A 23,946-nucleotide genomic window follows, 5' to 3' on the forward strand; every position below is an offset into this window, starting at 1 on the left:
ACATACCAGATATATAACCTTAATTTACCATAGTTTTTCTATCTTTACCGTATAAATATTACACAATGAGTAACAAAGTTACACAAAAAATTATAGCTTTATTCAGTTTTATTAGCTATTACTTTAATATGAAGTCTACTTTAAAAAAAATACTAACATCTTTTTTGCTCTCAATTCATTACTTCAATAAAAACAATCTCATACTCAACGCCGGAGCACTTACATTTTACTTTATCATATCACTTGTCCCTGTGTTTTTATTAATTTTGACAATCTCAAACATTATTGCCATCTCAAATGCAGAAGTTATTTTCAATATCCTAAACTCAATGAAAAATTTAAATGAAGAAGCTGTTTCATTCTTTTACAAAATAATATCGAATTCTAAAAGTATAAATATTTTCTCTTTTGGAATTTCGGGCATTATTTCAATTTTGTTAACATCCTTGCTGTTTTCTAAGAGTTTGAATATCTCTTTTGTAAATATTATGGACATAAAGCAGAAAAAATTAGTAGGGATATTGCTCCCTTTTTTGCTAAACATATCTGGGCTTATAATCTTATTAACGGCTCTATTACTAAAAGTCGGACTTTTGTTTGTCCACAAATTATTATTTAAGTATGTAAACATTGATTTGAGCTATATTGTTACAATCTTAAGCAACCTTCTTTTGGCACCAAAGCTACTGGTATTTTTGATAATTTTTCTAAGCTACTATTTTTTGTCCGGAAGGAAGTTTTCTTTTAAAACCTCATTTTTTATGGCTTTACTATTCTCCTTTTCAATTTATTTGCTTAACAGACTTTATTTTGTCTTCATAAGTATAAACTATTATAAAGCAGTCTACGGGCAAATAGGGCTCGTGATTTTTAGTCTTTACTGGCTTTACTTTATATTTATTTTATATCTTTTTTTCGCACAGTTTGGAGCTTGTCTGACAGATTTCAAAATTTATACTACCAAATTTTGGATACAAAAGGGGAGAAAATTAAACAAACTATACAATAAGATTTTTCCCGAAAACTTAGATAAAAACTTTTTATCGATAGAAGAAAGAGAGGATATATTAAAGCTTAAGAATTCCAATCTGTTAATAGTTGAAGGGTACATTAAGATTAAAAACAACGGCAAAACAATACTCAAACAGGCCGGAGATTTAGTGAAAATAGATGATGATAATATAGACAAAATAGCAGATATAGCTAATTTACAGGTTATAAGTTTAAAGGATTAAAACATTTGTAATTATTTTCAAATACCGGCTTTTTATTTTTGCATATTTCAAGTTTTCTTGGGCACCTGTCATAAAAAATACACCTATTTTCATAAATTTCCGTATTATTTGTAATTTCACCGGGAATAGTTGTCAGTATATCCTTCTTTTCTTCAAGTGTAGGAATACATCTATTTAAAAGCTCAGTGTAGGGATGTTTGAATCTTTTTATTTTCAAATCTTCCTTGCTGACAATCTCTAAAATTTCCCCTGCGTAAATCACAGCAACTCTGTCAGCAATATTAATGATAAGATTTAGATCATGCGTTATAAAAAGTATGCTCAAATTGTAATTTTTGTTAAGATTTTTCAACAAATCTATAATACTTGACTGAACAGTTACATCAAGAGCAGTGGTAGGCTCATCTGCTATTAAAATTTCAGGATTAGTAGCAAGTGCAAGTGCTATCATTACCCTCTGATTCATCCCCCCACTTAAATTGTGGGGATAACTGTCAAGGCGCTGGTCAGGATGGTCAATTTCAACCTTTTTAAGCAACTCGATTGCTATCCTCTTTGCTTGACTTGCATTTATATCAGGATTTGAATTTCTTATAGTTTCGATTATTTGATTTTTTATTGTAAAGACAGGATTAAGACAAGATGTAGGGTTTTGAAATATCATGGAAATTTTTTTACCGCGAAACTTATGGACATTATCTTCATCAATCACTGTCTTCTCAAAAATTATGTCTCCTGATAACTTTTTAATTGGAAAAGCAGTTAACCCTAAAACAGTTTTCCCGAGAACAGTTTTCCCACTCCCCGATTCCCCTACAAGACCTAAAATCTCTCCACCGTCGATAGTTAAGGAAATATTTCTCAAAATATAAATTCTTTTATTGATATTTTCCAAAATTACATTTAGATTTCTTATTTCCAACATAGTAGAAAATAATATTTGAAAAAAATAAGAATGTCCATAGATTAAATTACATGACAAAAGCACTGATTTTTAATGATATATTCATAAATAACAATAAATTGGCAAAAACTTTGTCACCTTATTTTAAGTTTGAAATCTATGAAAGGCACGACGACATAAACAGCTTTTCATGTTTGATAGGAATCGGGAGCGGTTGTTTTCAACTACTTGAAAAAGCTGAAAAAAATAAGTTTAAAAAGGATATCTTTCTGATTTCATGCTATCTGGATTTTGACAGATTCTTACATTGGACACTGAAAGCAAACAATAAAGAGATTTCCCAAAAGATAGGTATTGATGATGAAACTATCAACAAAGAATACTCTTTATCAGAGCTTGCAGGTAAAAAATATTTTCTTAATAAGAATAAATTTGAATGCAAATTTCATTTGATTTACAGCCTTGATAATAAAATGTTTGATACAAATGATGCCTTAAAGATTGTTGATTTAATAGATTACCCAAGACTGCACATCTTTGAAGAAGGCGGGTTTGCACCTATCTTAAAATTTCCGGAGTACATCTCAAATCTGATTTTAGGGGAGTGTAAAGAATGATTCCTGACAGTGTTAGGGAAGAAATTTTAGAAAGAGTAAATATATTAGAGCTTATAAGCCAATATGTAGAGCTTAAAAAAAGTGGTAAAAATTATATGGGGTTATGCCCATTTCATCATGAAAAAACACCTTCTTTTAGTGTAAGTGAAGAAAAAGGACTGTTTCATTGCTTTGGTTGCGGAGCTTCCGGAAATTCCATAGGATTCATAATGAAAATTCACAATTTTGATTTTGTAGAAGCCTTGGAATTTTTAGGTGAAAAATATGGGATTGAGATCAGAAAGGAAGAGGTAAAAGGGAGAAAAGAGTTTCTGAGTATAAATGAATTCATTGTCAAAGAAGCAAAAAAAGCACTTTTTAGCTCAAAAAATAAAATTGCTCTCGATTATCTTCTCGGCAGAAATTTCGATACGGACACCGTGGATGAATTTGACATTGGTTACATCCCTGAAGATTTTGACATAAATTGCCTTTTGAGAAATTTCTCAAAAAATGAACTGTTTGACAGCGGAAACTTCTTTAATAAACAGGGGAATTTTAGATTAAGGTTTGAAGGGAGATTAATAATTCCAATAAAAAATGAATCAGGAAAGGTTGTGGGATTTTCAGGCAGAAGTCTTGACGGTACAATGCCAAAATATGTCAACTCACCCGAGTCAAAATTTTTTAAAAAACGGGAGCTTCTTTACAACTTGAATCTTGCTAAACAGTATATAAAAGAAAAAAATCAGTCAATAATAGTAGAAGGTTTTTTTGACGTTATAAGGCTTTATAAACATGGATTTAAAAATGTGGTTTCCCCTATGGGTACTTCCTTTACGAAGGAACAAACGGCAATCTTAAAAAGATTCTCAGATGAAGGGGTAATAATATTTGACGGAGATGAAGCGGGAATAAATGCCTCATTCAGAGCTATAGATAACTGTATTGCATCTAATTTTTTCCCAAATGTAGTATTTTTACCAAGAGGGGAAGACCCTGACTCTATGCTTAATAAAAACGAAGATGAATTTAAAAAACTATTGCAAAAAAAGAAAGATATCCTAATTTTTCTCTTTACGCAAATGTATAAAAAATCGACCACCAATAACCAAAAAAGGCAAAACTTAATGGATTTATACAAAAAGATTCAAAAGATTAATGACCCTTACAATCGCAATCATTATGAAGAACAACTGGCTAAAGTATTTAACATTGACAAAAATATCCTTGATGCCGAAGTAAAATCAAAAACATTATTCAAAAAACAAAGTGACCACAAAAATACTAACATGTCATATATTTGCGAAGAAGAATTTATAACTTCACTATTTAATCTTTCCGAAGATATTATTGATAACCTAGTCAGTGATATCACCGAAGAGATGTTTGCAAATCAAAAAAACCGAATTATTTTTAAAAAAGTTGTTGAAATTTTACACAAAGATGGTAATATCGCTGTTCTTTTCAATGATATTGAACACGGGGAAACATTAGCCAATATGACTGCAAGAGTGGACAGTAATACTGATTCCTACAAAAATGCTTTGATAAATAAATATAAAATAATTAATAACTTCCTTGACCGTGAAAGAAAAAGACTCATTAATCACATCTCCACAAACAAATTGAATGAAGAAGAGTCAATAAAAATTCTTAAAAATATACAAGATATCTTGGCAAGACAAAAACACATAAATGCCAAACTTTCGGAGGTTTAACTTATGGCAAAAAAGATTAAAATCCCTGAGGTAAAGCAATTAATAGCTTTGGGGAAAGAGAACGGATTTATAACATTTGATGAAATTAATGAAATTTTACCTGAAGATGTATTAACCTCTGAGCTTTTGGATGAAGTAATGATGCTTCTTGCACAGCTTAAAATTGATGTAATCGATAACAAAAATAAAAAAAGTTCTATATTCACTCCTCCCGATGAAGATGACGATGATGCTGATTCTGATTTGGTAAGTGATGATGAAGAAGTTGAGAAAGAATCACTTGCCACTGATGACCCTGTAAGACTTTACTTAAGAGAGATGGGAAATATTCCGCTGTTAAGCAGAGAGGAAGAGGTAGAAGTAGCTAAAGAGATAGAAGAAGGGCAAAAAAAGGTAATAAAAAGTGTTTTGTCATTCCCTATGACTGCCCAAGAAATTATGGACATAGCCGAAAATATTAAAAACGGCGAAATGAGACTAAAAGATATTATAAATCTTGATGATGATTTAGACCTTGAAAGCTCTGACATAGACTTTGAAGAGATGGAGGAAGATGAAATAAAGCTTTACAAGGATGAGAAAGAGGCTCAAATAAGAGCCCAATATGTCACCATCTTAGAAGATATAGTAGAAAAGCTTAGAGCCAATATGGTAAAAATCAAAAAAATGAAGTCTTCAAATATCAGTATAGACAATATTCTCACTCTAAAACAGGAAGTAAATGAATCCATTGAGGAAATTGCAACTAATCTGCTAAATATTAAAGTAAATTATAATAGAATATGTGAAATAGCCAACCAAATAAAATCAACCTATGAAGATATAAAAGATGCTGAATCTTCAGCGGTAAGAGTTTTGAGTATATTAAAATTTTCAAAGGATGATGATATTACGGCAATAACTACTGAGGCTATACAAGAAAAAGCTAAAAGTATGGGACTTTCAAAAAGGGACATTGATCTCCTATTGAAAAAACTGGAAGAATCAAAAAAGACTATAGACAACAAACTAAAAAGTCTTGGCTTTGACAAGACAGAGCTCGAAGTGATCTATGAAAGTCTTGTAGAAGGTGAAAGAGATGCTGCTGAAGCAAAATCTAAATTAATTGAAGCAAACTTGAGATTGGTTGTAAGTATTGCTAAAAAATATACTAATAGAGGTTTGCAATTTTTAGACCTGATTCAGGAAGGAAATATAGGTCTTATGAAAGCTGTTGAAAAGTTTGAGTACCAGAGAGGTTACAAATTTTCTACATACGCTACATGGTGGATAAGACAGGCAATCACAAGGGCTATTGCAGATCAGGCAAGAACTATCAGAATACCTGTGCATATGATTGAAACTATCAATAAAATGCTTAAAATACAGAGACAACTTCATATAGAGACAGGTAGAGAACCAACACCTGAAGAAATTGCAGAAAAAATGGAAATACCTGTTGATAAGGTAAAGAAAGTTTTAAAGATTGCAAAAGAACCTGTATCCCTTGAGACACCTATTGGTGAAGATGAAGATAGTAACCTTGGGGATTTTATTGAAGATAAAAAGGCAAAAAACCCTCTTGATGAAGTTACATACCTAAAACTGAAAGAAAACACAAAACATATATTAGATACCCTTTCACCAAGAGAGGCGAGTGTATTAAGGCTCAGATTTGGCATCGACTGTCCATCAGACCATACTTTGGAAGAGGTAGGTAAAAGGTTTAACGTAACAAGGGAAAGAATAAGACAGATTGAGGCAAAAGCTCTTAGAAAGCTGAGACATCCTACAAGAAGTAGAATATTAAAGACTTTTTTTGAATAGAGTAAATGTTGAAATTTATGACTAAAAAATATTATAATTTAGACAAAAATCAGTTGACAATTATAAAAAAAATATTAATATAACACTCCGTTTTTCGGAAGGGCCAATAGCTCAGTTGGCTAGAGCCACCGGCTCATAACCGGTAGGTCCCAGGTTCGATTCCTGGTTGGCCCATTTTTTGAGTCACAAATAAAGTCGACTCATTTTGGATTGATATGTCAGTTGATATTATAAATATATTAAATTTCTTTGAAAAAAGTTTCTCGGATATTACAAGGCAATACGAATGGGATAACAGTAATCGACAGATTATTGTTGATTACGGCAAGGTCAAAAAAGTTGCTTTGGCTTTAGACCCTACTAAACAGGTAATTAAAAAAGCAATAGATAAGGGGTGTGAGTTGCTTATAACTCATCACCCCCTTTTTTTTGGCAAAATCAACTCGATAACAAAAGGTAACTTACTTTCCGACAAAATAATTGTTGCCATTCAAAACAAGCTTAATATAGCCTCATACCATACAAACCTCGACTTGGCTGATTTCAGTCTAAACGATTATCTTGCAGAAAAGTTAGACGCGCAAGTGATAGATGGGTTTATAAAAGAAGGGAGCGAAAAATACTATAAATTTGTCGTTTATACTCCTGTAGGCTACGAAAATAAAATAATCGAAGCATTTGACTTATCAGGTGCAGGGCAAATAGGAAACTATAAAAAATGTACATTTTCAACAATCGGCACTGGGACATTTGAGCCGGGTAATAATACAAAGCCTTTTATAGGGGAGCACGGTGTTTTTGAAGAGGTAAAGGAAGCACGAATTGAAACAATAGTCCCTGAAAAAAACTTAAGCAGACTTGTCAAAAACGTTATCAATGCCCACCCTTACGAAGAGGTTGCATATGATATTTATCCTATAGAAATCAGTAAAACTTATAGTCTCGGAAGGATCTGTAAACTCAACACAAAAACTGACTTAAAGAGCTTTATCAGTCACATTTCGCAAAAGTTGGGATGTGCAATTAAATACAATTTTTTAGATGATAATTTAATTTTTGATGAATTTGCCGTTGTAACAGGTAGCGGAGCATCACTTTGGAAACATTGCAAACAAAAAGGTATAAAGGTATTTTTGACAGGAGATTTAAAGCACCATGATGCACTCGACGCAAAGGAGGAAGGGGTTGTAATACTTGATGCAGGGCACTATTCTACTGAAAAAATATTTATGGAATACATACAAAAGGTATTAGAAACGAAATTTGGAATAGAAGTTATAACAATCGATGAAGAAGAAAGCATAAAAATTTGGAGGTAGGTATGCTGCAAGAGCTTGAAAATCTAAGAATACTGCAAAAGATTGACAATCAAATCAACGATATAGAGGTATTTTTATCCGTAGTACCTAAATCAATCCTTGATTTACAAAAGGCATTTGAAGAAAAAAGTAGCCAATTTGAAGAAATCAATAATCAGATGGTTTCTTCAAAAGAGGAAAAATTAATGTCTGAAAAGGAGTATGAAGAGAAAAAGAATCTTCTCTCAAATGCTCAAAAAAAACTATCAACTGTAAAAAATAATAAGGAATATGAAGCTGTATTAAAAGAGCTTGATACTCTTAAAAAAGAAATAAATAATCTTGAATATAAAATATTAGAACTATCTGATAACCTTGAAAAATATACAAAGCAAACAGAAGAGTTAAAAGCAGAGATATCAAAAATAGAAGAAGAGCTTAATAAATTAAAAACTGAAAAGGATGAAGCAAATAAAGACAAAATAAATGAGCTCAGCAGACTAAAGGAAGAGAGAGCTGAAGCTGCAGGGAATATAAAAAAACAGCTCCTTTCAAAGTATGAAACTATCAGAAAAGTTAGAAATAATCTTGCAATTGTCCGTGTGGAAAATGAAACATGTACGGGTTGTTATATGAAAGTACCACCTCAGCTTTTCGTTGAAGTAAAGAAAAACATTAATATTCAGCAGTGTCCTAACTGTCAGAGATTTTTATACTTTATTGAAGAAAGCGAATAACAGTGAAGTACAAAATTTTTTCTGACGGTGCATCAAGTGGTAATCCTGGTCCTGCAGGATGTGGGTATGTTATTTATGACGAAAATAACAATATAGTTGCAGACGAGTCAAAATCACTTGGTATAGCCACTAATAATGTCGCCGAATATTCCGGACTTTTATACGCCATTCAAAAGGTTTTGACATTAAACCCTGACTCAATTGAAATTTACCTTGACTCTGAGCTTATTGTTAAGCAAATTAAAGGGGAATATAAAGTTAAGAACCTTATACTAAAAGAGTATTACGACGAGATAAATAATTTGCTGAAAAATCTTAAATATGAAATAAAGCATATCCCGAGGGAAATGAATAAATATGCTGACAAACTTGCAAAAAAGGCTTGTGAGGAAAATATTTAAATGATTCCTATCTTACTCTTGTCAAATAATATTGACGAGATAAAGACAGTTTCAAAAATATGTCAAAAAAATAACTTAATGTTTATCTTCGTTGATAATGAAGAGCAGTTTAGAAATATACTCTTGAATGAAAAAATTATAGTTTCTATAGTAAACTCTTCGTTGAGTAAAGAGCCTAAAAAATTAATTGAAGACTTAAGAGAGTCCGGCTGTAATACTTCATTCATATACATTGGAGATAAATCATTTGAAAAGGCAAGACTTCTATTGAAAGCCGGATTTTATGATTATTTACCTCACGATTACGAAGTAAATGAGCTTGAAAGCTCTATAAATGAGGCAGTGGAAAATGTATTCGCTTTTGAAAAGATTAAAAGCCTTAGTGAAAATCTCGAACAAACAAATAAGGATCTCGTAAGAAAGACCCAAGAGCTTGAAAATGAAAAGAAAAATCTCAGCTCTCATATTGAAACATTAAGCAAAATACAAAAATTTGTTAAAGAAATCAGTATAAATAAGGACATTAATCAAATCGTTTCTATAACACTTAAATATCTAAATGAAAAATTCTGTGACAGAATAATATTTTTTACCCTTATCGAAGACTTCACTGAAACCATTGCAGGCACTTGTAATATCAGTAAAAGTGTGGTGGAAAATATTACATTCGACTTAAAAGATTTAAAGGCTTCACCGTGGGCAACCATTATCTTGGAGCAAAAGTCTAACATTTATATTGAAGCACCTCTTGAAGACGAATGGTATAGGGAGTCTAAAATAATCCCTTTTTTCCCATACGGGTTTGCAAAATACCCTCTTGTTTCAAGAGGTAAAGTTTTCGGTACAATTACAATAGCACTTAAGGCCGGAGATAAAAAGGAATTGGAAAATGATGAAACATTTATATTCTTTCTTTCGGAGCATGCTGCCATAGCAATCGATAACCTTAAGCTACATAAAGAACTCCTTGATACTATTGACAATCTTAAAAAGACTCAAGAGCAACTCATTGAGCAAGAAAAAATTACCACTTTGGGTAAATTAGCTGTTAGTGTAAATCATGAGATAAACAATCCTCTTTGCTCTATATCGCTAAATATTGAAATATTAAAGAGAAGTTTTTGCGACTTAAATAATGAACAAGTTAAAAAAATCTTTGAAGCAATAGAGAAAAACATAGACAAGATAAGTAGCATTACAAACAAGATTAATAACATGAAAAAAATTGTCACTAAAGAGTATCTCCCCGGCATAGAAATGTTGGATTTTGACAACAATTAACTAAATTTTTTAATTTTTCTGCCGAAAGGATAATTATGAAAAAACTTATACTTATATTTATATCGCTTGCTATTTTATTAAGCTGCTCAAATAAAAAAGAGATTGCCAAGGACAACGTTTCTGAGCAAAAAAATATAGAATCAATCGTAATTGCAAAAACGCCCACCCTTTCCAAAGGTAATGAATTATTTTTAAACGGCAAGTATGATGAAGCTATCAAGTATTTTGAGCAGGGCTTACAAGAAAATAAAGCTGCCGCTTTTTATAATATGGGGGTCAGTTTTTTTCTTCTTGAAAATTATGAAGAGAGTAAAAAATATTTTAAGATGGCTTATGAATTGGACAATACTTTCAAAGAGGCATATATCAACTTGGCAGCTTCCCTTATTCAACTTGGAGAGCTTGACGAAGCTGAAAAAATAATCAAAGAGCTTGAAAATGATACTGATTCATCAAAACTTTTGATAAATGCAGCAAATATTTATCTAAAGACCGGTAATACTGCAAAAGCATACTATTATCTTGATAAGGCTTCCAAAGTTGTTCCTGATACACAATTTTATAAAAGCTCCTATGGAGCCTATCTTTTAAGTATAGGAGAATATTCAAAAAGCATACAAGTTATTGAAAGCATAAAGAATAAAGAATATACTGATTACTTCAATCTCGCACTAAACTACTACAATCTGAATGACCACAACAAATCCATAACAAGTGCTAAAAATGCACTGGAAATAAAAAATACAGTTGAAGCTTATGATATCCTTGCAAAAAACTTCGAGGCTATGAACGACTATATTTTGGCAGCTGAAACATATAGAAATCTTTTAAGACTTACAGATGACGTCGGTTACAAACACAAATATGCTCACGCACTATACAAAGGTGGAGATTATAACAGAGCAATTGGTATTTTAAATGCAATTATTAAAGACTATCCTGCAGACAAAGCCTCTTACCTTCTTAAATACAAAATCTATGATGAATTGGGTGATACCGAAAACAGCACCAAAACTATAAGTGAGGCATTTAAAAATATAAAAGATAACGAAATAATTTACAAATTCGTATGGCATTATCTTGTTAGGCTGGAAAAGATAGATTTTGCAAAAAAAATTATTTTCAATAACAACTTTGACAATGACCTTAAGAATCTTCTAATGAGCCTGTATTACTTGAAAATCAACAATCTAAATAATGCAAAAATATACTTGGATAAAGTAACCACCACCAAGACAAGGGATTATTACCATCTACTTACATACTATTATATGAAATCAAAAAATTATAATTCTGCACTTAATACATTAACAAATATGGATGAAGACACACCCGAAAAGTTATGGTACGAATTTATTGCTAACTGGAATATTAAGAATCAAGCTAAGGTAATTGAGTTATCTGAAAAATTTCTTGATAACTTGAGAATATTCAAGAAAAAACCAAAAGTTTCCATTACAATCTCCCCTGTGCTAAATGATTTTGACCTTTCATTTCCTTTTAACGGTACTTTTGAAGATATTCTAAGATTATCCCTTACGCCGATTATTATAAATCCTGATGAGATGCTTGATTTTATTGCCCTCGGGTATAAACTTCTGCAAGAGAAAGAAAGCAAAAAAGCACTCGAAGAGCTTAAAAAATCAGTAAATTTTGCCACTGCTATTGATGAAAATAATAAAGGTTTTAAAGCTTTTATAGAATACGACTTTTTAAACGCCTTAAAACATTTTAAAAATGCGGAAGAAAATTTAAAAAACAATTCAATCATACTATATAACATTGGTCTTACATATCTTAATTTAGGTGAAAAACAACTTGCTTTTGACTATTTTGACAGGGCTACAATATTTAACAGATTTACTTTGCAGGCATACCTTGGTAAAGCGATTCTATTAAAGATTGACGGGGACATTACCAGAAGCTCAAACCAATACGGGCTATTGCTGACAAACTACGACATAATGCTTGCTAACGCCGAAAAGCTTTTACCATATTTTGAATTCTCTAAATATTATGCTCAAATTGGGCTTGGTAGATACGACACCGTGCTTGATGATTTAATTACTTCGGAAGATAAGGTGGAATTTTATAATTACGTAATTAACCTCGCATCTTACTTTAAAAGCAGAGATACAAAATACTTAGACAAAATAAAAGGGCTTAGCACTTTTAGAAATGAAGAGATTTACGGCCTACTTAAAATTGTGAGTGAAAGCAATAATACATTTAAGATTCAGACAAATGATATAACTTACAATACAATGCTTGCAAACATACAAGCATCATATGGTCAAAAATACGAATTTAAATTCCCGGAGAATGCGCCATCTCTGAAAGAGGAAATTTACAGAAATATACTATTTAAAGATTACCAAAATGCATTTAAATTACTTCAAGTATTTTCAAGAAAATATTTTAAAAATTTTGACCTTTACAAGACATCAATGTATTACTTTATGACTATAAACGACAAAACAAATGCAGAAGCATCAATGACAGCACTCGAAAAGCTTGGTAAAAAGGATATATATACGGAATATTATAAGATTCTTTATTTTCTAAAATATTTCAACGAAAAACGTTTAATAAAACAGGTAAATAGCTTTATTGAAAGTTACCCTTATGACTTTAGAGGGATAGCTGCCAATGCAATATTGTCTTTTAGAAATTCAAACTTTAAAAACTTGAGAAATGATATTATAAATATGTCAACCATTGAGCCGGAGTTTTTAAAGAAATTATCAGTGGAGATAGAAATTGAAGATTTATAAAATTGATAAAATATACATTTTTTTGCTTGTATCACTTTTAGTTTTGTCATTTTTCTTCGGATATTCACATACTCTGATTGGTGGTAATAATATTAAATATTTTATAATTGGATTTCTCATACTGTTTATCATATTCAACCTTATAAATCTCTTGGCAAAAGAAGTAGAAATTACAGATGAATTTATTAGTATCAAATCACTTACCGGCGTTCGTAAACTTAACTTCGCGAAAATTGAAGATATCACCCCGTTAAAACTTAAAGGTCGCTATATCTTTATAATAGCAGATAATGAGAAGTACGGATTTTTATCCTCAATGTTTGATAATTTTCAAGAAATATTTCAGATTATTAAAGAAAAAGCAAACAGTGAAATACGAGAAAAGTTGTCAAGCATCACCGAAAAAGATTTTAAATCAAGGAAATTGGTCTTTGTAATATTTATGCTAATGGCAAATCTTTTTTTACTGTTGGCTTCAATTTATAACCTTTTTACTCATTAGATTTACTTAAGAGAGGGTATACCTCATTCCTCTTAAATCCTAATACCTTTAATATTTCCATAATCTGTTTACTGTTAAAATTCGTATTTTTTAATTTTTTTATCAAATCTTGAACCTCAGGTAACTTTTCAGATTCGTTTTTGTCAAAATTATTATCAATTACTATAACAAACTCCCCTTTCAAGGTAATTTTTTCAATATCTTTAAGTGAACTTATATAGATTTTCTCTTCAAAAATTTTAGTAAGCTCCCTGACAACACATATTTTTTCAAATTTATCAACTAATAAACTAAGTGTATCAACAATTCTGTGAGGTGATTCGTATAATACTATAGTTGAATTAATATCTTTTAACTTATTTATCTCTTTTAACTTCTCACCCTTTTTATGACTTAAAAATCCTTTAAAATAAAAATTATCAGCCGGAAAACCTGACTTGATAAGTGCCACAACAGACGCCGTGGCACCGGGAAGCACTTGAAATTCTATCCCCTCGTCACACAACCTTCTCACTAACATTGAGCCTGGGTCAGATATGCAAGGCATACCTGCCTCACTTACCACTGCAATACTTTTACCTTCGAAAAAAAGTTTTAAGACAACATCAACACTCTTTTTCTCATTATCTTTATGAAAAGACTTGACCTGATTCTTAATACCGTAATGTGTCAACAGCTTAAGCGTTGAACGGGTATCTTCGGAAAATATAACATCTACTCCTTTAAGAACATCAAGTGCCCTTAAAGTTATATCCCCAAGATTACCTATTGGTGTCGGGACAAAATATATAGTACCTTTGTTTTCCAAGCTGCTGCTACTTTACGGTAAAGCTTTTTGAACCTATCAATTTCCCATCTTCAGCATAAATCTCAACTTTCCAATCCCCTTCCCAATTAGGAAGAATCCTCTTTGAGCTGTAAGTCCTCCATTTGTTACTGTTTACCTCAAGTGGTACTTCGGCGATTATATTATTGTCATATAGCCATATATGTACAACTTTGGTAGGGAATTTATCTGTCTGTACTTCGGTAAAACAGTATAGTTTACCAATATTTGCTGAAAAAGTTTCGGATACACCAACAGGCTCTCTGTCAACTATATCCGTAGCAATTGCCATTCTGCTTATGGTAGTTTCTGCAAATAAATTTAATGCCACTATAAGCATTAATACAGTAAAAATTATTCTCTTCATACAAACCCCCTCTAAAAATTATCTTCAATATATTTTTCAGCTGATTTTGCAGCTATAGCACCATCTGCAACTGCCGTTACAATCTGCCTTAGTTCTTTCAATCTATTGTCACCCGCAGAAAATATACCGGGAATATTTGTAGCCATATGCTCATCTGTCTTTATAAAACCTGAATCATCCATTTCAACAATACCCTTCAAAATCTCAGTATCAGCTGTCCAACCGATAAAGACAAATACACCATCCACAGTCAAATCAAACTCTTTATCCTCTACCTTATTATAAAGAGTTATTGCCTCTATCTTTTGTTCACCTTTAACTTCTTTTACCACACAATTATAAACAAACTCCATTTTTGGATTTGCAAAAGCTCTCTCCTGCAATATTTTTGCAGCTCTAAGCTTATCTCTTCTATGGACTACATAAACCTTTTTTGCAAATTTTGTCAGGTAATGCCCTTCTTCAACAGCAGAGTCACCCCCGCCAATGACTGCTACTACTTTATCCTTATAAAAAGCACCATCACAGGTTGCACAAAATGATATCCCTCTACCCAAAAATTTATTCTCACCAGGCACATTTAAATGTAAAGGCTTTGCCCCACTTGCCATAATAACCGCTTTTGCTTTAATTTGCATATCGTTAAATGAAACTATTTTATACTTCCCGTCAGATTCAATTTTGCTGCAAATGCCATTTTTTACCTGAACTCCAAATTTTCTGGCGTGTTGAAACATTTTTTCAGATAAATCCCCACCCAAAATGCCGTCAGGAAAACCAGGGTAATTTTCTACCATCTCTGTAATTCCAACCTGACCACCGGGGAAATTTTTCTCTATAACCAATGTGTCAAGATTATCGCGAGCCGCATAGATGCCAGCAGTAAGCCCTGCAGGCCCTCCTCCTATAATAACTATATCGTAAACTTCTTTCAAATCGTCATAATTAAAAAACTGCTCCATCAAAATCTCCTTAAAATCTCATTAATCTTTCTTACCGAAGGGATTTTAGCCTCGTAAATCACCCTGTTGGATGCGTCAATCATATAAAAATGAGGCCAACTTCTTATCCCATAGCTTTTGGCAACCCCATTTATATTAGCACTATAAGTTATATTTTCAAGTAATTTATATTTACTCTTTGTAAAAAGTTGTTTCAATTCTTCTACACTTTTTGGCTTCTTAATCAAAACAAATATTTCAATACCCATGTGTTGAGCAATTAACTTTAAGTCCGGAATAATCTTTAAATAATAGGGGGAATAAACACTCCCTTTGTCAAAAAAAATAAGAAATTTACTATTCTTATAGTCGTTTAATAAAAACTCTTTCCCATCCAAAGTGTACAATTTTGTTTCAGGGATAATAACCGATACAGGTAACGGATTATTTAACCTATAAGAATACAAAAAATAAAAAAGGTATCCAACTATAAGATAAACCAGTAAGTTTTTCCCGCCAAAAAGTCTAGGCCTAGACATTGCAGTCAATTACCATATATCTGATTCGATATCCTTGCAGTATTTAGCCACTAATATATCGTTTACAGTGATATCAAAAATTTTGGGTTTTATGATTGAAGTATCTACCTTTTCCAAAAAAAGTTTTCTCCCGTTTTCAATCTCTTCCTCCAACACTTCAAACAAATTGTCATTCTCAATCCCTTCTTTTACCTTTTCCTGATTATACAAAAAAATATCGGTAGCTATAGTCCTTGCAAGTCTCTTGGCCCTTTCAATATCATTTATTTTCATATTTACCCCCATATTTAAGGCTTATATCTACACTTTTAATCCCATGAGTAAGACTACCTACAGAAATGTAATCAATATCATAATTTATATAGTTATCAATATTTTTAAGCGTTACCCCTCCGGATACCTCAAGCTTAATCTTTTTGCCTGCAATTTCTCTTGCCTTGGGGATATCATCAATTTCAAAATTATCAAGCATTATGATATCTACTTCAGCAGCAGCCGCCTCAGCTACCTCTTTTAGATTCCTTGTCTCAACCTCAATTTTAATAGTTGAGGGAATTTTACTTCTGACAGTTTCAACGGCATTTTTTATTCCCCCTGCCGCATCTATATGATTATCCTTAAGCATAACCCCGTCAAAAAGCCCAAACCTATGGTTGCTCCCTCCGCCAATCTTAACCGCATATTTTTCCAAAACCCTGTGCCCGGGAGTAGTTTTTCTCGTGTCCAAAATTTTAATTTTTGAGCCTTCAAGCTTTTTAACATATCTGTTTGTCTCGGTAGCTATAGCCGAAAGCCTTTGCAAAAAATTTAAAGAAACCCTTTCGCCTGACAAAATATATTTGGAATCACCCCTTACAAATCCAAACTTTTCCCCTTTTTTAACAAAGTCGCCATCCTTCTTGACAAAATCTACTTCTATATCTTGATTAAAATGCCAAAAAACCCTTTTGACAATTTCAGTACCGCAAAGGATAAAATTATCTTTTGCCAAAAAGTAGTATTCACCGTTACCCAAAAACTCAGATATAGCTTCAGTGGTAATATCTCCATGCCCTAAGTCTTCCTTCAAAGCCAATCTTATCAAATCATCGAGTATCAAAAAATTTAGCATAACTTTTCCAATCTCTTTATTGAGTTTTCTATCTCTTTCAATTTTACCACAATTTCTTCAAATTTTTGTTTATCTTTTTCGACAACTTCTGCCGGAGCTTTTTTCAGATAGTTTTCATTTTGCAGTTTTCCGCCATAAATTTTATAATCTTTTTCCAAAGCAGCCTTTTCTTTTTCCAGCCTTTTAATCTCGGCAGAAATATCCACAAGGCCGCCAAGAGGTATAAATACAGTGTAATCTTTTGCAACATTCATTGCAGCATTATCCATATCATTTTCAATAAATTGAATATCAGTTACCCTGGCTATCCTCTTTATCAAGTTTTTATTATCATCAAAAAGTTTTTTTAGATTGCTCTCAACAACTTTAACAGATAAATCAAGCTCTTTAGAAGGTGGGACATTGTATTCCCCCCTAATATTTCTGACTTTTGAAATCAGCTCAATAACCTTTTCAATATTATAATATTCATTTTCAAAAACGAAGTTAACTTCAGGATAAACCTCTAACATAATACTCTCTTTTTTACCCACGAAATTGTAGATATATTCCGTGATAAACGGCATAAATGGATGAAGAATTATTAAAGATTTTTCCAAAACATACCTGGCAACCGCCACAGCAGCCTCTTTGTTGTTATCGTTAAAGATTCTGTCTTTTATAAACTCGATATACCAGTCACAAAATTTATTCCAAAAGAAATGATAAACGCTTCCGGCAGCTTCGTTAAAATCATAAGATTTAATAAATTTTTCAACATTTTCAGAAGTGTTGCGCAATTCTTGTAATATCCATTTGTCTTCATCTTCAAGATTGTAATCGCTGATATCTTTGTACTCTTTTTCTTCGGAATTTATCAAAATAAATCTTGATGCATTCCATATTTTATTAATAAATGTGTAATAACCTTCTATTCTATCTTCAGATAATTTTATATCTCTCCCCTGTGCGGCAAATGCAGCCAAAGTAAACCTAAAGGCATCTGCACCATATTTATCAATGATAATCAGAGGATCTATAACATTCCCTTTTGACTTGCTCATCTTTTGACCAAATTGGTCTCTGACAAGGGCATGAATATAAACATCTTCAAATGGAATATCATCCATAAACTTCAAGCCCATCATTATCATCCTCGCCACCCAGAAAAACAGAATATCAAAACCTGTGACAAGGCAAGATGTAGGGTAAAATTTTTCCAAAGTTTTAGTTTTTTCAGGCCAGCCCATAGTAGAAAATGGCCAAAGAGCAGATGAAAACCATGTGTCGAGGACATCGGTCTCTTGAGTTAGCGACCTTGAGTGGCATTTTTCACACTTAGTCGCATCTTCAAAAGAAACGGTAATATGTTCGCAATCATTACAATACCAAGCAGGAATCCTATGCCCCCACCATATCTGTCTTGAAATACACCAATCTCTGATATTGTACATCCATTCAAAGTATGTTTTCTCCCAATTTTCAGGTAATATTTTAATCCTTTTCTCTTTTACGGCTTCAATAGCCTTCTCTGCCAAAGGTTTTATCTTTACAAACCATTGCATAGATATTCTTGGCTCAACTACCGATTTACATCTGTAACAGCTCCCAACACTGTGCTTTAAAGGCTCTTGTTTTTCAAAAAGTCCGAGCTTAGTCAATTCTTCAACAATTTTCTTTCTCGCTTCAAACCTATCGAATCCGTTGAACTTACCACCATTTTCATTTATTTTCCCCGAATCGGTAAGCACATTTATCTCTTTAAGGTTGTGTTTCTTACCCAGCTCAAAGTCATTCGGGTCGTGAGCGGGGGTAACCTTAAGAGCACCCGTCCCAAAATCCATTTGCACATACTCATCGGCAATTATTGGAATTTCTCTGTTTAAAATCGGCAATATTACTGTCTTGCCCACAAGATGTTTATACCTTTCATCATCAGGGTGAACAGCAACTGCAGTATCACCAAGCATAGTTTCAGGTCTGGTGGTAGCAATGCATATCTTTTCTTCAGAACCTTTCACAGGGTAAAGTATATGATAAAGAAAACTATCCTTTTCTTCATGCTCCACTTCCAAATCACTTAACGCAGTATGACACCTCGGACACCAATTTACTATATAATTAGACCTGTAGATAAGTCCTTCCTGATAAAGCTGAACAAAGACTTTTCTTACTGCCTTTGACAACCCCTCATCCATGGTAAACCTTTCTCTATCCCAATCACAACTTGCCCCAAGCCTTTTTAACTGATTTATTATCTGGCCGCCTGATTCTTCTCTCCACTGCCATACCCTTTCAATAAACTTTTCTCTTCCAAGGTCATGTCTGCTTAAGCCCTCTTTTGCCAACATCTTTTCAACCACATTCTGAGTAGCAATACCTGCATGGTCAGTCCCCGGCAACCAAAGCACCTCAAAACCTTTTAATCTGTGAAATCTTGCAAGTATATCCTGCAATGTATTGTTTAAGGCATGCCCCATATGAAGAGAGCCTGTAACATTTGGCGGTGGTATTACTATTGAATATTTTGGTTTTTTGGAATTCTCGTCTGCGTGAAAATATTTTTTTTCAAGCCAGTTTGAGTAAATATCCTTTTCAAACTCCTTGGTATCGATTCTGGTAGGTATCTCCTTGTTACAATTGCACATTTACTTACTCCTTTATGAAATTGTATTTTTACTTATATTTTCCAAGTTTAACGTATTTGACAGCAAATTATTAATTTCTGCCATTTTAAATTCAAGTACCTGTAATCGATATTGAAGCATCAAATATGTTTCGTCATCCACATCTTCACTAAGCTTTTCAATGGTATGCTCAAGTTCAGCTACAAATAGATTTATGTCTTCAAGACTTTCCTTTAAAACCAAAGTTTTAAATTCATCACTGTTATCCATTCTCACTTATATTAACTCCAAAACCCTTCATCATCATTAATTTCATCTATATCTACGTCCTTCAAAAGTACTTTGTCAAACATTTCAGAGCACTCTTTGCACTCGTAGTGCATAATATACCAAACATCATTATCCACTATAAGTTCAGTAGGCTCAAGCTCTTCAAGACTTTGTTTCCCACAGTACGGGCAAAAAATAGGTTCCATCTCTACCTCATTTAATATATTACGTTAAAAATTCTTGCATTTTTATCTTTTTCTATTTTAATTTCAACTATATCGTCAAAATACTCTCTCAAATCCAATTTATCAGCCCACTCTATAACCGCAATAGCATCATCTTCAATGTATTCAAAAAAACCTGTCTGCTCTAACTCTTCTATGCTTTCAATACGATACAAATCAAAGTGCAAAAGCCTTTTTCCTTTTTTTGATTCGTAAGTATTTAGTATTGTAAATGTCGGGCTTGATGACCCATCAGCACATCCAAAATATTCAGCCAAATATTTCGTAAAAGTAGTCTTGCCTGCCCCCATCTCCCCATTTAAAAAGATTGTACCCCTTTTTTCTGAAACCAAAAGGTTATAAACCCATTTTGCAATCTCTTTCGTATCTTCAAGGCTTAAAGATTTTTTACAATAATTCATTCATTGCCACCCACAGATTGTCGCATAAATCAGAAGCTTTAGGAAACATACAGTTATATTTGGTCTCGATATATTTTCCTGTTTTACCATGTATATAAACACCTATTTTACAAGCATCTTCTACACTGTAACCTTGGGAAATAAAAGAAGCTATTAACCCTGTCAACACATCACCACTTCCCCCTTTGGCAAGAGCTGCACTCCCTTCATTAAATATATAAGACTTACCATCAGGGGTAGTAATTATTGTATCAGCACTTTTTAACACCAAACAAACGGAATGCCTAATTGCAAAATCTTTACAAATGTTCAATCTGTCTTTTATTAAATCTTCCTTTGTAAAACCTATCAGTCTGCAAAACTCACCGATATGAGGAGTTAATACTGTTCTGAATGCCAAATATTCAAACCATTCAGGCTTAATCAGATTGATACCGTCTGCATCTATGACAAGTTTATTTTTTGTCTTCTTAATTATATTTTCTATAAACTTGGCTGTTTCAGTTCTTGTGCCAAGACCAGGGCCTATTGCCAGGCAGCTTTTATCAGCCGTAAAATCAATTACGGCATCCAAGTCTTTCAATGTTAAAAAATCCTCTGAAACAGTATTAAAACACATAGCTTCCGGTAAATGTCCATGAAACGCATTAATAAAATTTTTTGGTGTAACAACGGTAGTAAGGCCGCTGCCGGAATTGATACAGGCCTTCGCAGATAAAATACCAGCACCTATTTTACCGATTGAGCCGGCAATAATAACGGTATGCCCGTAACTCCCTTTATGTGAGTCAGGTTTTCTTGGTAAAATTCTTGGGACTGTCTCTTTGTTCAGTAAAAAATTATCCGGCTTTGTGAAAGCAACAGAGCTGTCAGGAATTGATATATTTTTAACGATTACTTCTCCACAATATGACTTTGCGGGATACATCACATGTGGCAACTTGGGTCTACAAAAAGTAATTGTTTTAAATGTATTTATATTTGTACCCAAAATTTCAGAAGAGCTACCACTAAGTCCACTCGGAATATCTATGGAATAAATACGTCTATTTGAAGAATTAATTTTTTGTATAAGGGTTTCAATTTCACCTTCCACCCGTCTATTAAGTCCCGTTCCAAAAATAGCATCGATAATTGCATCATATTCTAAAAATTCCAAACTTAAGAAATCATCTTGATAAATCCTCACCGGCAACTTTAAAAGTATTTCGTAGTTTGTTTTTGCATCCCCTTTTAAATTATCAGAATTTAATGCAACAACATCTACAAAATATCCTCGGTTTACAAGCTGCCTTGCCACTGCATAGCCGTCCCCGCCATTGTTTCCCGAACCACACACCACACATATTTTCAAAGAACTATCCAGGTCTTTGGCAATCTCTTCTGCCACTGCAATAGCCGCATTTTCCATAAGCACAATGGAAGGAATCTTTAACACCTCTATGGCGTGTTTATCAGCAGCTTCCATCTGTTTGGATAAAAGTATTTCCACCTATCTCTCCATTTCTGCCATAAGATTAAGTTTATCGGCCAGCTCATTGGGTGTTACGGTCGCAGTCCCCATTTTGCCTACAACAATAGAGCCTGCAAGATTTGACAGCTTCATAGCATCTATATAGTTTGCACCGGCAGCAATAGCAGCCGTAAATACTGATATAACCGTATCCCCTGCCCCGGTAACATCAAACACCTCTTTCGCCAGTGCAGGGACTTTTACCACATTGCCAACACTATCAAAAAAAGCCATCCCTTTGCTCCCTCTCGTAATTAAAAGGGTTTCGGGGTTAAGCCTATTCATAATTTTCTTTGCAGCCTTAAGCAAAGTAACGTTATCTTTTATATTTACCCCTGAGCCTTCCGAAGCCTCTTTAGTATTAGGAGTGATACATGTCACCCCTTTATAAAATTTGAAATTTTCAATCTTCGGGTCAACGGTCAACGGAATTTTATTCTCATTTGCAAGTTTACTCACCATCTCAATCAATTTCTTGGTAACCACCCCTTTTCCGTAATCAGAGATAATAATTGCTTTAAATTCTTTGATTCTGTTTTTTAAAAAACTTTCAATCTCTTTTATATGTTTACCCGAAAGCTTTTTATTATCTTCTACATCATATCTGACAACCTGCTGATTTGACGCAATGACTCTCGTCTTAATACTTGTACGCCTGCCGTCATTAAGAAAAAAAGCATTTATCTTTTGAGAAGATATAATATTTCTAAATTTTTTACCGGTTTCATCATCCCCCACAACACCGCACAATGTAACATCTACACCGAGAGACTTTAAGTTTGAAGATACATTGGCAGCTCCACCGGGGACATGAAGCATATTTGAGACCTTAACTACAGGCACAGGAGCTTCCGGAGATATTCTCTCAACATCACCATAGAGAAAAACATCCAGCATCAAATCGCCAATTACAAGTATTTTGAGATTTTTAAAACTTTCAATGATTTTAATATAATTGTCCATGCTAATACTCAAGGCTGTTTTCTACCTCTTTTGCTTCGTCGATAAGCATAACCGGGATATCTTCCTTTATCTCATAAAGCAACTTGCATGAATCACAGACAATATATTTCTCGTCTTTTGAAAGCCTGACATCCCCTTTACACTTTGGGCAAGCCAAAATATCAAGCAACTCTTTATTTACAGACATAATACACCCCTTTTGATTAATGAGCCTAAAATATATATTTTTTTATTATAAGTCAAATGTATACTTGAAGTTTGATACATACGATTTTCAGCTTGACTTTTTGTGCACGTTTTTTGTATGTAAGTGCTTACTTACACTATGGAGGTATATTTGAGTACAAAGGAAAAAATAATCGATGCGGCATTTGGTCTTTTTTCACAAAAAGGCTACCTCGGCACAACAACAAAAGAGATTGCCCTTCACGCAGGTGTCTCTGAAGTCACACTTTTCAGGCATTTTGTTTCAAAGGAGAGCATTTTTGAAGAGGTCATACAGAGTAAATCCTTTTTGCCGGATTTAAAAAACTTGATTCCAAAACTCGAGAATCTCAGTTTAAAAGATACCCTTCTTGAGATAGCAACTGAAAATATCAAAAAACTCATTATGAAAAAAGGTGCAATAAAAATTTTCTTCTCGGAAGTAGACAGATATCCGGAGAGAGTAAGAGAAAGCCATAATGCCATGGTGGATGAAATGGTCAGAATTTTGACCAAATTTTTAATGTCCAAACTGACAAAATATTCAGACAAAGATATGAAATTAATCACAAAAATGTTTTGGTATATAATTTTCGGCTATTTTCTTGAAAATGAAATAATTAAAAACGAAGTTTCAGACTTTGACCTATTAAGAAAAATTTTTGACAGAAAAATAGATTTTTTCCTAAATGGAATTTTATAAAA

25 protein-coding genes and 1 tRNA gene are annotated in these 23,946 nt (G+C 32.9%); 12 read left to right on the forward strand and 14 right to left on the reverse strand.

All coding sequences use genetic code 11. From position 1 onward, the window contains the following. Window positions 1–128 precede the first annotated feature (128 nt). Window positions 129–1,235, forward strand: coding sequence for a YihY/virulence factor BrkB family protein (locus LF845_RS09285; protein ID WP_242820738.1), 1,107 nt, complete (start codon window positions 129–131; stop codon window positions 1,233–1,235). On the opposite strand, the gene LF845_RS09290 is transcribed toward LF845_RS09285, so the two are convergent. Then, window positions 1,216–2,160: an ABC transporter ATP-binding protein gene (locus tag LF845_RS09290; RefSeq protein WP_242820739.1), complete on the reverse strand. Its 945-nt coding sequence runs from the start codon at window positions 2,158–2,160 to the stop codon at window positions 1,216–1,218. The genes LF845_RS09285 and LF845_RS09290 overlap by 20 nt on opposite strands. A 50-nt stretch (window positions 2,161–2,210) precedes the next feature. On the opposite strand from LF845_RS09290, the gene LF845_RS09295 reads away from it, so the two are divergent. The 10 genes from LF845_RS09295 (at window position 2,211) to LF845_RS09340 (ending at window position 13,255) form a co-directional block, all read left to right on the forward strand. Further along, window positions 2,211–2,756: a hypothetical protein gene (locus LF845_RS09295; RefSeq protein WP_242820740.1), complete on the forward strand. Its 546-nt coding sequence runs from the start codon at window positions 2,211–2,213 to the stop codon at window positions 2,754–2,756. Further along, complete coding sequence (gene dnaG / locus LF845_RS09300; RefSeq protein WP_242820741.1) at window positions 2,753–4,456, forward strand: DNA primase; 1,704 nt, start codon at window positions 2,753–2,755, stop codon at window positions 4,454–4,456. The genes LF845_RS09295 and dnaG overlap by 4 nt, the downstream gene beginning before the upstream one ends. 3 nt (window positions 4,457–4,459) lie before the next feature. Next, the gene (rpoD, locus tag LF845_RS09305; protein ID WP_242820742.1) at window positions 4,460–6,262 is read left to right on the forward strand and encodes an RNA polymerase sigma factor RpoD; all 1,803 of its coding nucleotides are present in this window, start codon (window positions 4,460–4,462) and stop codon (window positions 6,260–6,262) included. A gap of 100 nt (window positions 6,263–6,362) precedes the next feature. Further along, window positions 6,363–6,436: transfer RNA gene (locus LF845_RS09310), tRNA-Ile, on the forward strand. A gap of 41 nt (window positions 6,437–6,477) precedes the next feature. Further along, window positions 6,478–7,581: a Nif3-like dinuclear metal center hexameric protein gene (locus tag LF845_RS09315; RefSeq protein WP_242820743.1), complete on the forward strand. Its 1,104-nt coding sequence runs from the start codon at window positions 6,478–6,480 to the stop codon at window positions 7,579–7,581. A gap of 2 nt (window positions 7,582–7,583) precedes the next feature. Continuing rightward, window positions 7,584–8,297, forward strand: a complete 714-nt coding sequence (locus LF845_RS09320) for a zinc ribbon domain-containing protein (RefSeq protein ID WP_242820744.1) — start codon at window positions 7,584–7,586, stop codon at window positions 8,295–8,297. Window positions 8,298–8,299: 2 nt separating this feature from the next. Continuing rightward, on the forward strand, window positions 8,300–8,698 hold the full coding sequence (locus tag LF845_RS09325) for a ribonuclease HI family protein (protein WP_242820745.1): 399 nt from the start codon (window positions 8,300–8,302) through the stop codon (window positions 8,696–8,698). Next, window positions 8,699–9,979, forward strand: a complete 1,281-nt coding sequence (locus tag LF845_RS09330) for a GAF domain-containing protein (protein ID WP_242820746.1) — start codon at window positions 8,699–8,701, stop codon at window positions 9,977–9,979. A gap of 35 nt (window positions 9,980–10,014) precedes the next feature. Further along, window positions 10,015–12,753, forward strand: a complete 2,739-nt coding sequence (locus LF845_RS09335) for a tetratricopeptide repeat protein (RefSeq protein ID WP_242820747.1) — start codon at window positions 10,015–10,017, stop codon at window positions 12,751–12,753. Continuing rightward, the gene (locus LF845_RS09340) at window positions 12,740–13,255 is read left to right on the forward strand and encodes a hypothetical protein (protein ID WP_242820748.1); all 516 of its coding nucleotides are present in this window, start codon (window positions 12,740–12,742) and stop codon (window positions 13,253–13,255) included. The genes LF845_RS09335 and LF845_RS09340 overlap by 14 nt, the downstream gene beginning before the upstream one ends. Here the strand turns inward: LF845_RS09340 and rsmI are convergent. From rsmI to LF845_RS09405, 13 genes are read right to left on the reverse strand one after another with little or no spacing between them, the layout of a single operon-like run. Continuing rightward, window positions 13,245–14,063 carry a 16S rRNA (cytidine(1402)-2'-O)-methyltransferase gene (rsmI, locus tag LF845_RS09345; RefSeq protein WP_242820749.1) on the reverse strand — a complete coding sequence of 273 codons (819 nt, stop codon included), beginning with the start codon at window positions 14,061–14,063 and terminating at the stop codon, window positions 13,245–13,247. The genes LF845_RS09340 and rsmI overlap by 11 nt on opposite strands. A 7-nt stretch (window positions 14,064–14,070) precedes the next feature. Further along, window positions 14,071–14,448: a DUF2914 domain-containing protein gene (locus LF845_RS09350; RefSeq protein WP_242820750.1), complete on the reverse strand. Its 378-nt coding sequence runs from the start codon at window positions 14,446–14,448 to the stop codon at window positions 14,071–14,073. A gap of 11 nt (window positions 14,449–14,459) precedes the next feature. Next, window positions 14,460–15,410, reverse strand: coding sequence for a thioredoxin-disulfide reductase (gene trxB, locus LF845_RS09355; protein WP_242820751.1), 951 nt, complete (start codon window positions 15,408–15,410; stop codon window positions 14,460–14,462). Then, window positions 15,410–15,928 carry a TlpA family protein disulfide reductase gene (locus tag LF845_RS09360; protein ID WP_242820752.1) on the reverse strand — a complete coding sequence of 173 codons (519 nt, stop codon included), beginning with the start codon at window positions 15,926–15,928 and terminating at the stop codon, window positions 15,410–15,412. The genes trxB and LF845_RS09360 overlap by 1 nt, the downstream gene beginning before the upstream one ends. A 9-nt stretch (window positions 15,929–15,937) precedes the next feature. Then, window positions 15,938–16,201 carry a hypothetical protein gene (locus tag LF845_RS09365; RefSeq protein ID WP_242820753.1) on the reverse strand — a complete coding sequence of 88 codons (264 nt, stop codon included), beginning with the start codon at window positions 16,199–16,201 and terminating at the stop codon, window positions 15,938–15,940. After that, complete coding sequence (gene nadC / locus LF845_RS09370) at window positions 16,188–17,039, reverse strand: carboxylating nicotinate-nucleotide diphosphorylase (RefSeq protein ID WP_242820754.1); 852 nt, start codon at window positions 17,037–17,039, stop codon at window positions 16,188–16,190. The genes LF845_RS09365 and nadC overlap by 14 nt, the downstream gene beginning before the upstream one ends. Next, window positions 17,033–19,666: a valine--tRNA ligase gene (locus LF845_RS09375; protein ID WP_242820755.1), complete on the reverse strand. Its 2,634-nt coding sequence runs from the start codon at window positions 19,664–19,666 to the stop codon at window positions 17,033–17,035. Before LF845_RS09375 ends, nadC begins: the two co-directional genes overlap by 7 nt. Window positions 19,667–19,678: 12 nt before the next feature. Continuing rightward, window positions 19,679–19,915: a hypothetical protein gene (locus LF845_RS09380; protein ID WP_242820756.1), complete on the reverse strand. Its 237-nt coding sequence runs from the start codon at window positions 19,913–19,915 to the stop codon at window positions 19,679–19,681. Between the two features lie 11 nt (window positions 19,916–19,926). Further along, a complete protein-coding gene (locus tag LF845_RS09385; RefSeq protein WP_242820757.1) occupies window positions 19,927–20,121 on the reverse strand; it encodes a hypothetical protein in 195 nt (64 codons plus the stop codon). Window positions 20,122–20,132: 11 nt separating this feature from the next. Then, window positions 20,133–20,561, reverse strand: coding sequence for a tRNA (adenosine(37)-N6)-threonylcarbamoyltransferase complex ATPase subunit type 1 TsaE (gene tsaE, locus LF845_RS09390; RefSeq protein WP_242820758.1), 429 nt, complete (start codon window positions 20,559–20,561; stop codon window positions 20,133–20,135). Then, window positions 20,548–22,053: an NAD(P)H-hydrate dehydratase gene (locus LF845_RS09395; protein WP_242820759.1), complete on the reverse strand. Its 1,506-nt coding sequence runs from the start codon at window positions 22,051–22,053 to the stop codon at window positions 20,548–20,550. The genes tsaE and LF845_RS09395 overlap by 14 nt, the downstream gene beginning before the upstream one ends. After that, entirely contained in the window at window positions 22,054–23,037 is a 984-nt protein-coding gene (gene rfaE1 / locus LF845_RS09400; RefSeq protein ID WP_242820760.1) for a D-glycero-beta-D-manno-heptose-7-phosphate kinase, read from the reverse strand. It lies immediately after the preceding gene. A 1-nt stretch (window position 23,038) separates the two neighbouring features. After that, complete coding sequence (locus LF845_RS09405) at window positions 23,039–23,224, reverse strand: Trm112 family protein (RefSeq protein WP_242820761.1); 186 nt, start codon at window positions 23,222–23,224, stop codon at window positions 23,039–23,041. Between the two features lie 150 nt (window positions 23,225–23,374). Between LF845_RS09405 and LF845_RS09410 the strand changes: the two genes are divergently transcribed. Beyond that, the gene (locus LF845_RS09410; protein WP_242820762.1) at window positions 23,375–23,944 is read left to right on the forward strand and encodes a TetR/AcrR family transcriptional regulator; all 570 of its coding nucleotides are present in this window, start codon (window positions 23,375–23,377) and stop codon (window positions 23,942–23,944) included. The last annotated feature ends 2 nt before the right edge of the window (window positions 23,945–23,946 follow it).

This window comes from Deferrivibrio essentukiensis, from assembly GCF_020480685.1.
Lineage (GTDB): Bacteria > Chrysiogenota > Deferribacteres > Deferribacterales > Deferrivibrionaceae > Deferrivibrio > Deferrivibrio essentukiensis.

Coding starts and splice junctions, on each gene's coding strand:
- LF845_RS09360 (WP_242820752.1), bottom strand. CDS start 15,928: ATGTCTAGGCCTAGACTTTTTGGCGGGAAAAACTTACTGGTTTATCTT.
- rpoD (WP_242820742.1), top strand. CDS start 4,460: ATGGCAAAAAAGATTAAAATCCCTGAGGTAAAGCAATTAATAGCTTTG.
- LF845_RS09285 (WP_242820738.1), top strand. CDS start 129: ATGAAGTCTACTTTAAAAAAAATACTAACATCTTTTTTGCTCTCAATT.
- LF845_RS09405 (WP_242820761.1), bottom strand. CDS start 23,224: ATGTCTGTAAATAAAGAGTTGCTTGATATTTTGGCTTGCCCAAAGTGT.
- tsaE (WP_242820758.1), bottom strand. CDS start 20,561: ATGAATTATTGTAAAAAATCTTTAAGCCTTGAAGATACGAAAGAGATT.
- LF845_RS09295 (WP_242820740.1), top strand. CDS start 2,211: ATGACAAAAGCACTGATTTTTAATGATATATTCATAAATAACAATAAA.
- LF845_RS09350 (WP_242820750.1), bottom strand. CDS start 14,448: ATGAAGAGAATAATTTTTACTGTATTAATGCTTATAGTGGCATTAAAT.
- trxB (WP_242820751.1), bottom strand. CDS start 15,410: ATGGAGCAGTTTTTTAATTATGACGATTTGAAAGAAGTTTACGATATA.
- LF845_RS09320 (WP_242820744.1), top strand. CDS start 7,584: ATGCTGCAAGAGCTTGAAAATCTAAGAATACTGCAAAAGATTGACAAT.
- LF845_RS09365 (WP_242820753.1), bottom strand. CDS start 16,201: ATGAAAATAAATGATATTGAAAGGGCCAAGAGACTTGCAAGGACTATA.
- LF845_RS09315 (WP_242820743.1), top strand. CDS start 6,478: ATGTCAGTTGATATTATAAATATATTAAATTTCTTTGAAAAAAGTTTC.
- rfaE1 (WP_242820760.1), bottom strand. CDS start 23,037: ATGGACAATTATATTAAAATCATTGAAAGTTTTAAAAATCTCAAAATA.
- LF845_RS09385 (WP_242820757.1), bottom strand. CDS start 20,121: ATGGAACCTATTTTTTGCCCGTACTGTGGGAAACAAAGTCTTGAAGAG.
- dnaG (WP_242820741.1), top strand. CDS start 2,753: ATGATTCCTGACAGTGTTAGGGAAGAAATTTTAGAAAGAGTAAATATA.
- LF845_RS09335 (WP_242820747.1), top strand. CDS start 10,015: ATGAAAAAACTTATACTTATATTTATATCGCTTGCTATTTTATTAAGC.
- LF845_RS09330 (WP_242820746.1), top strand. CDS start 8,699: ATGATTCCTATCTTACTCTTGTCAAATAATATTGACGAGATAAAGACA.
- LF845_RS09380 (WP_242820756.1), bottom strand. CDS start 19,915: ATGGATAACAGTGATGAATTTAAAACTTTGGTTTTAAAGGAAAGTCTT.
- LF845_RS09290 (WP_242820739.1), bottom strand. CDS start 2,160: ATGTTGGAAATAAGAAATCTAAATGTAATTTTGGAAAATATCAATAAA.
- LF845_RS09375 (WP_242820755.1), bottom strand. CDS start 19,666: ATGTGCAATTGTAACAAGGAGATACCTACCAGAATCGATACCAAGGAG.
- nadC (WP_242820754.1), bottom strand. CDS start 17,039: ATGCTAAATTTTTTGATACTCGATGATTTGATAAGATTGGCTTTGAAG.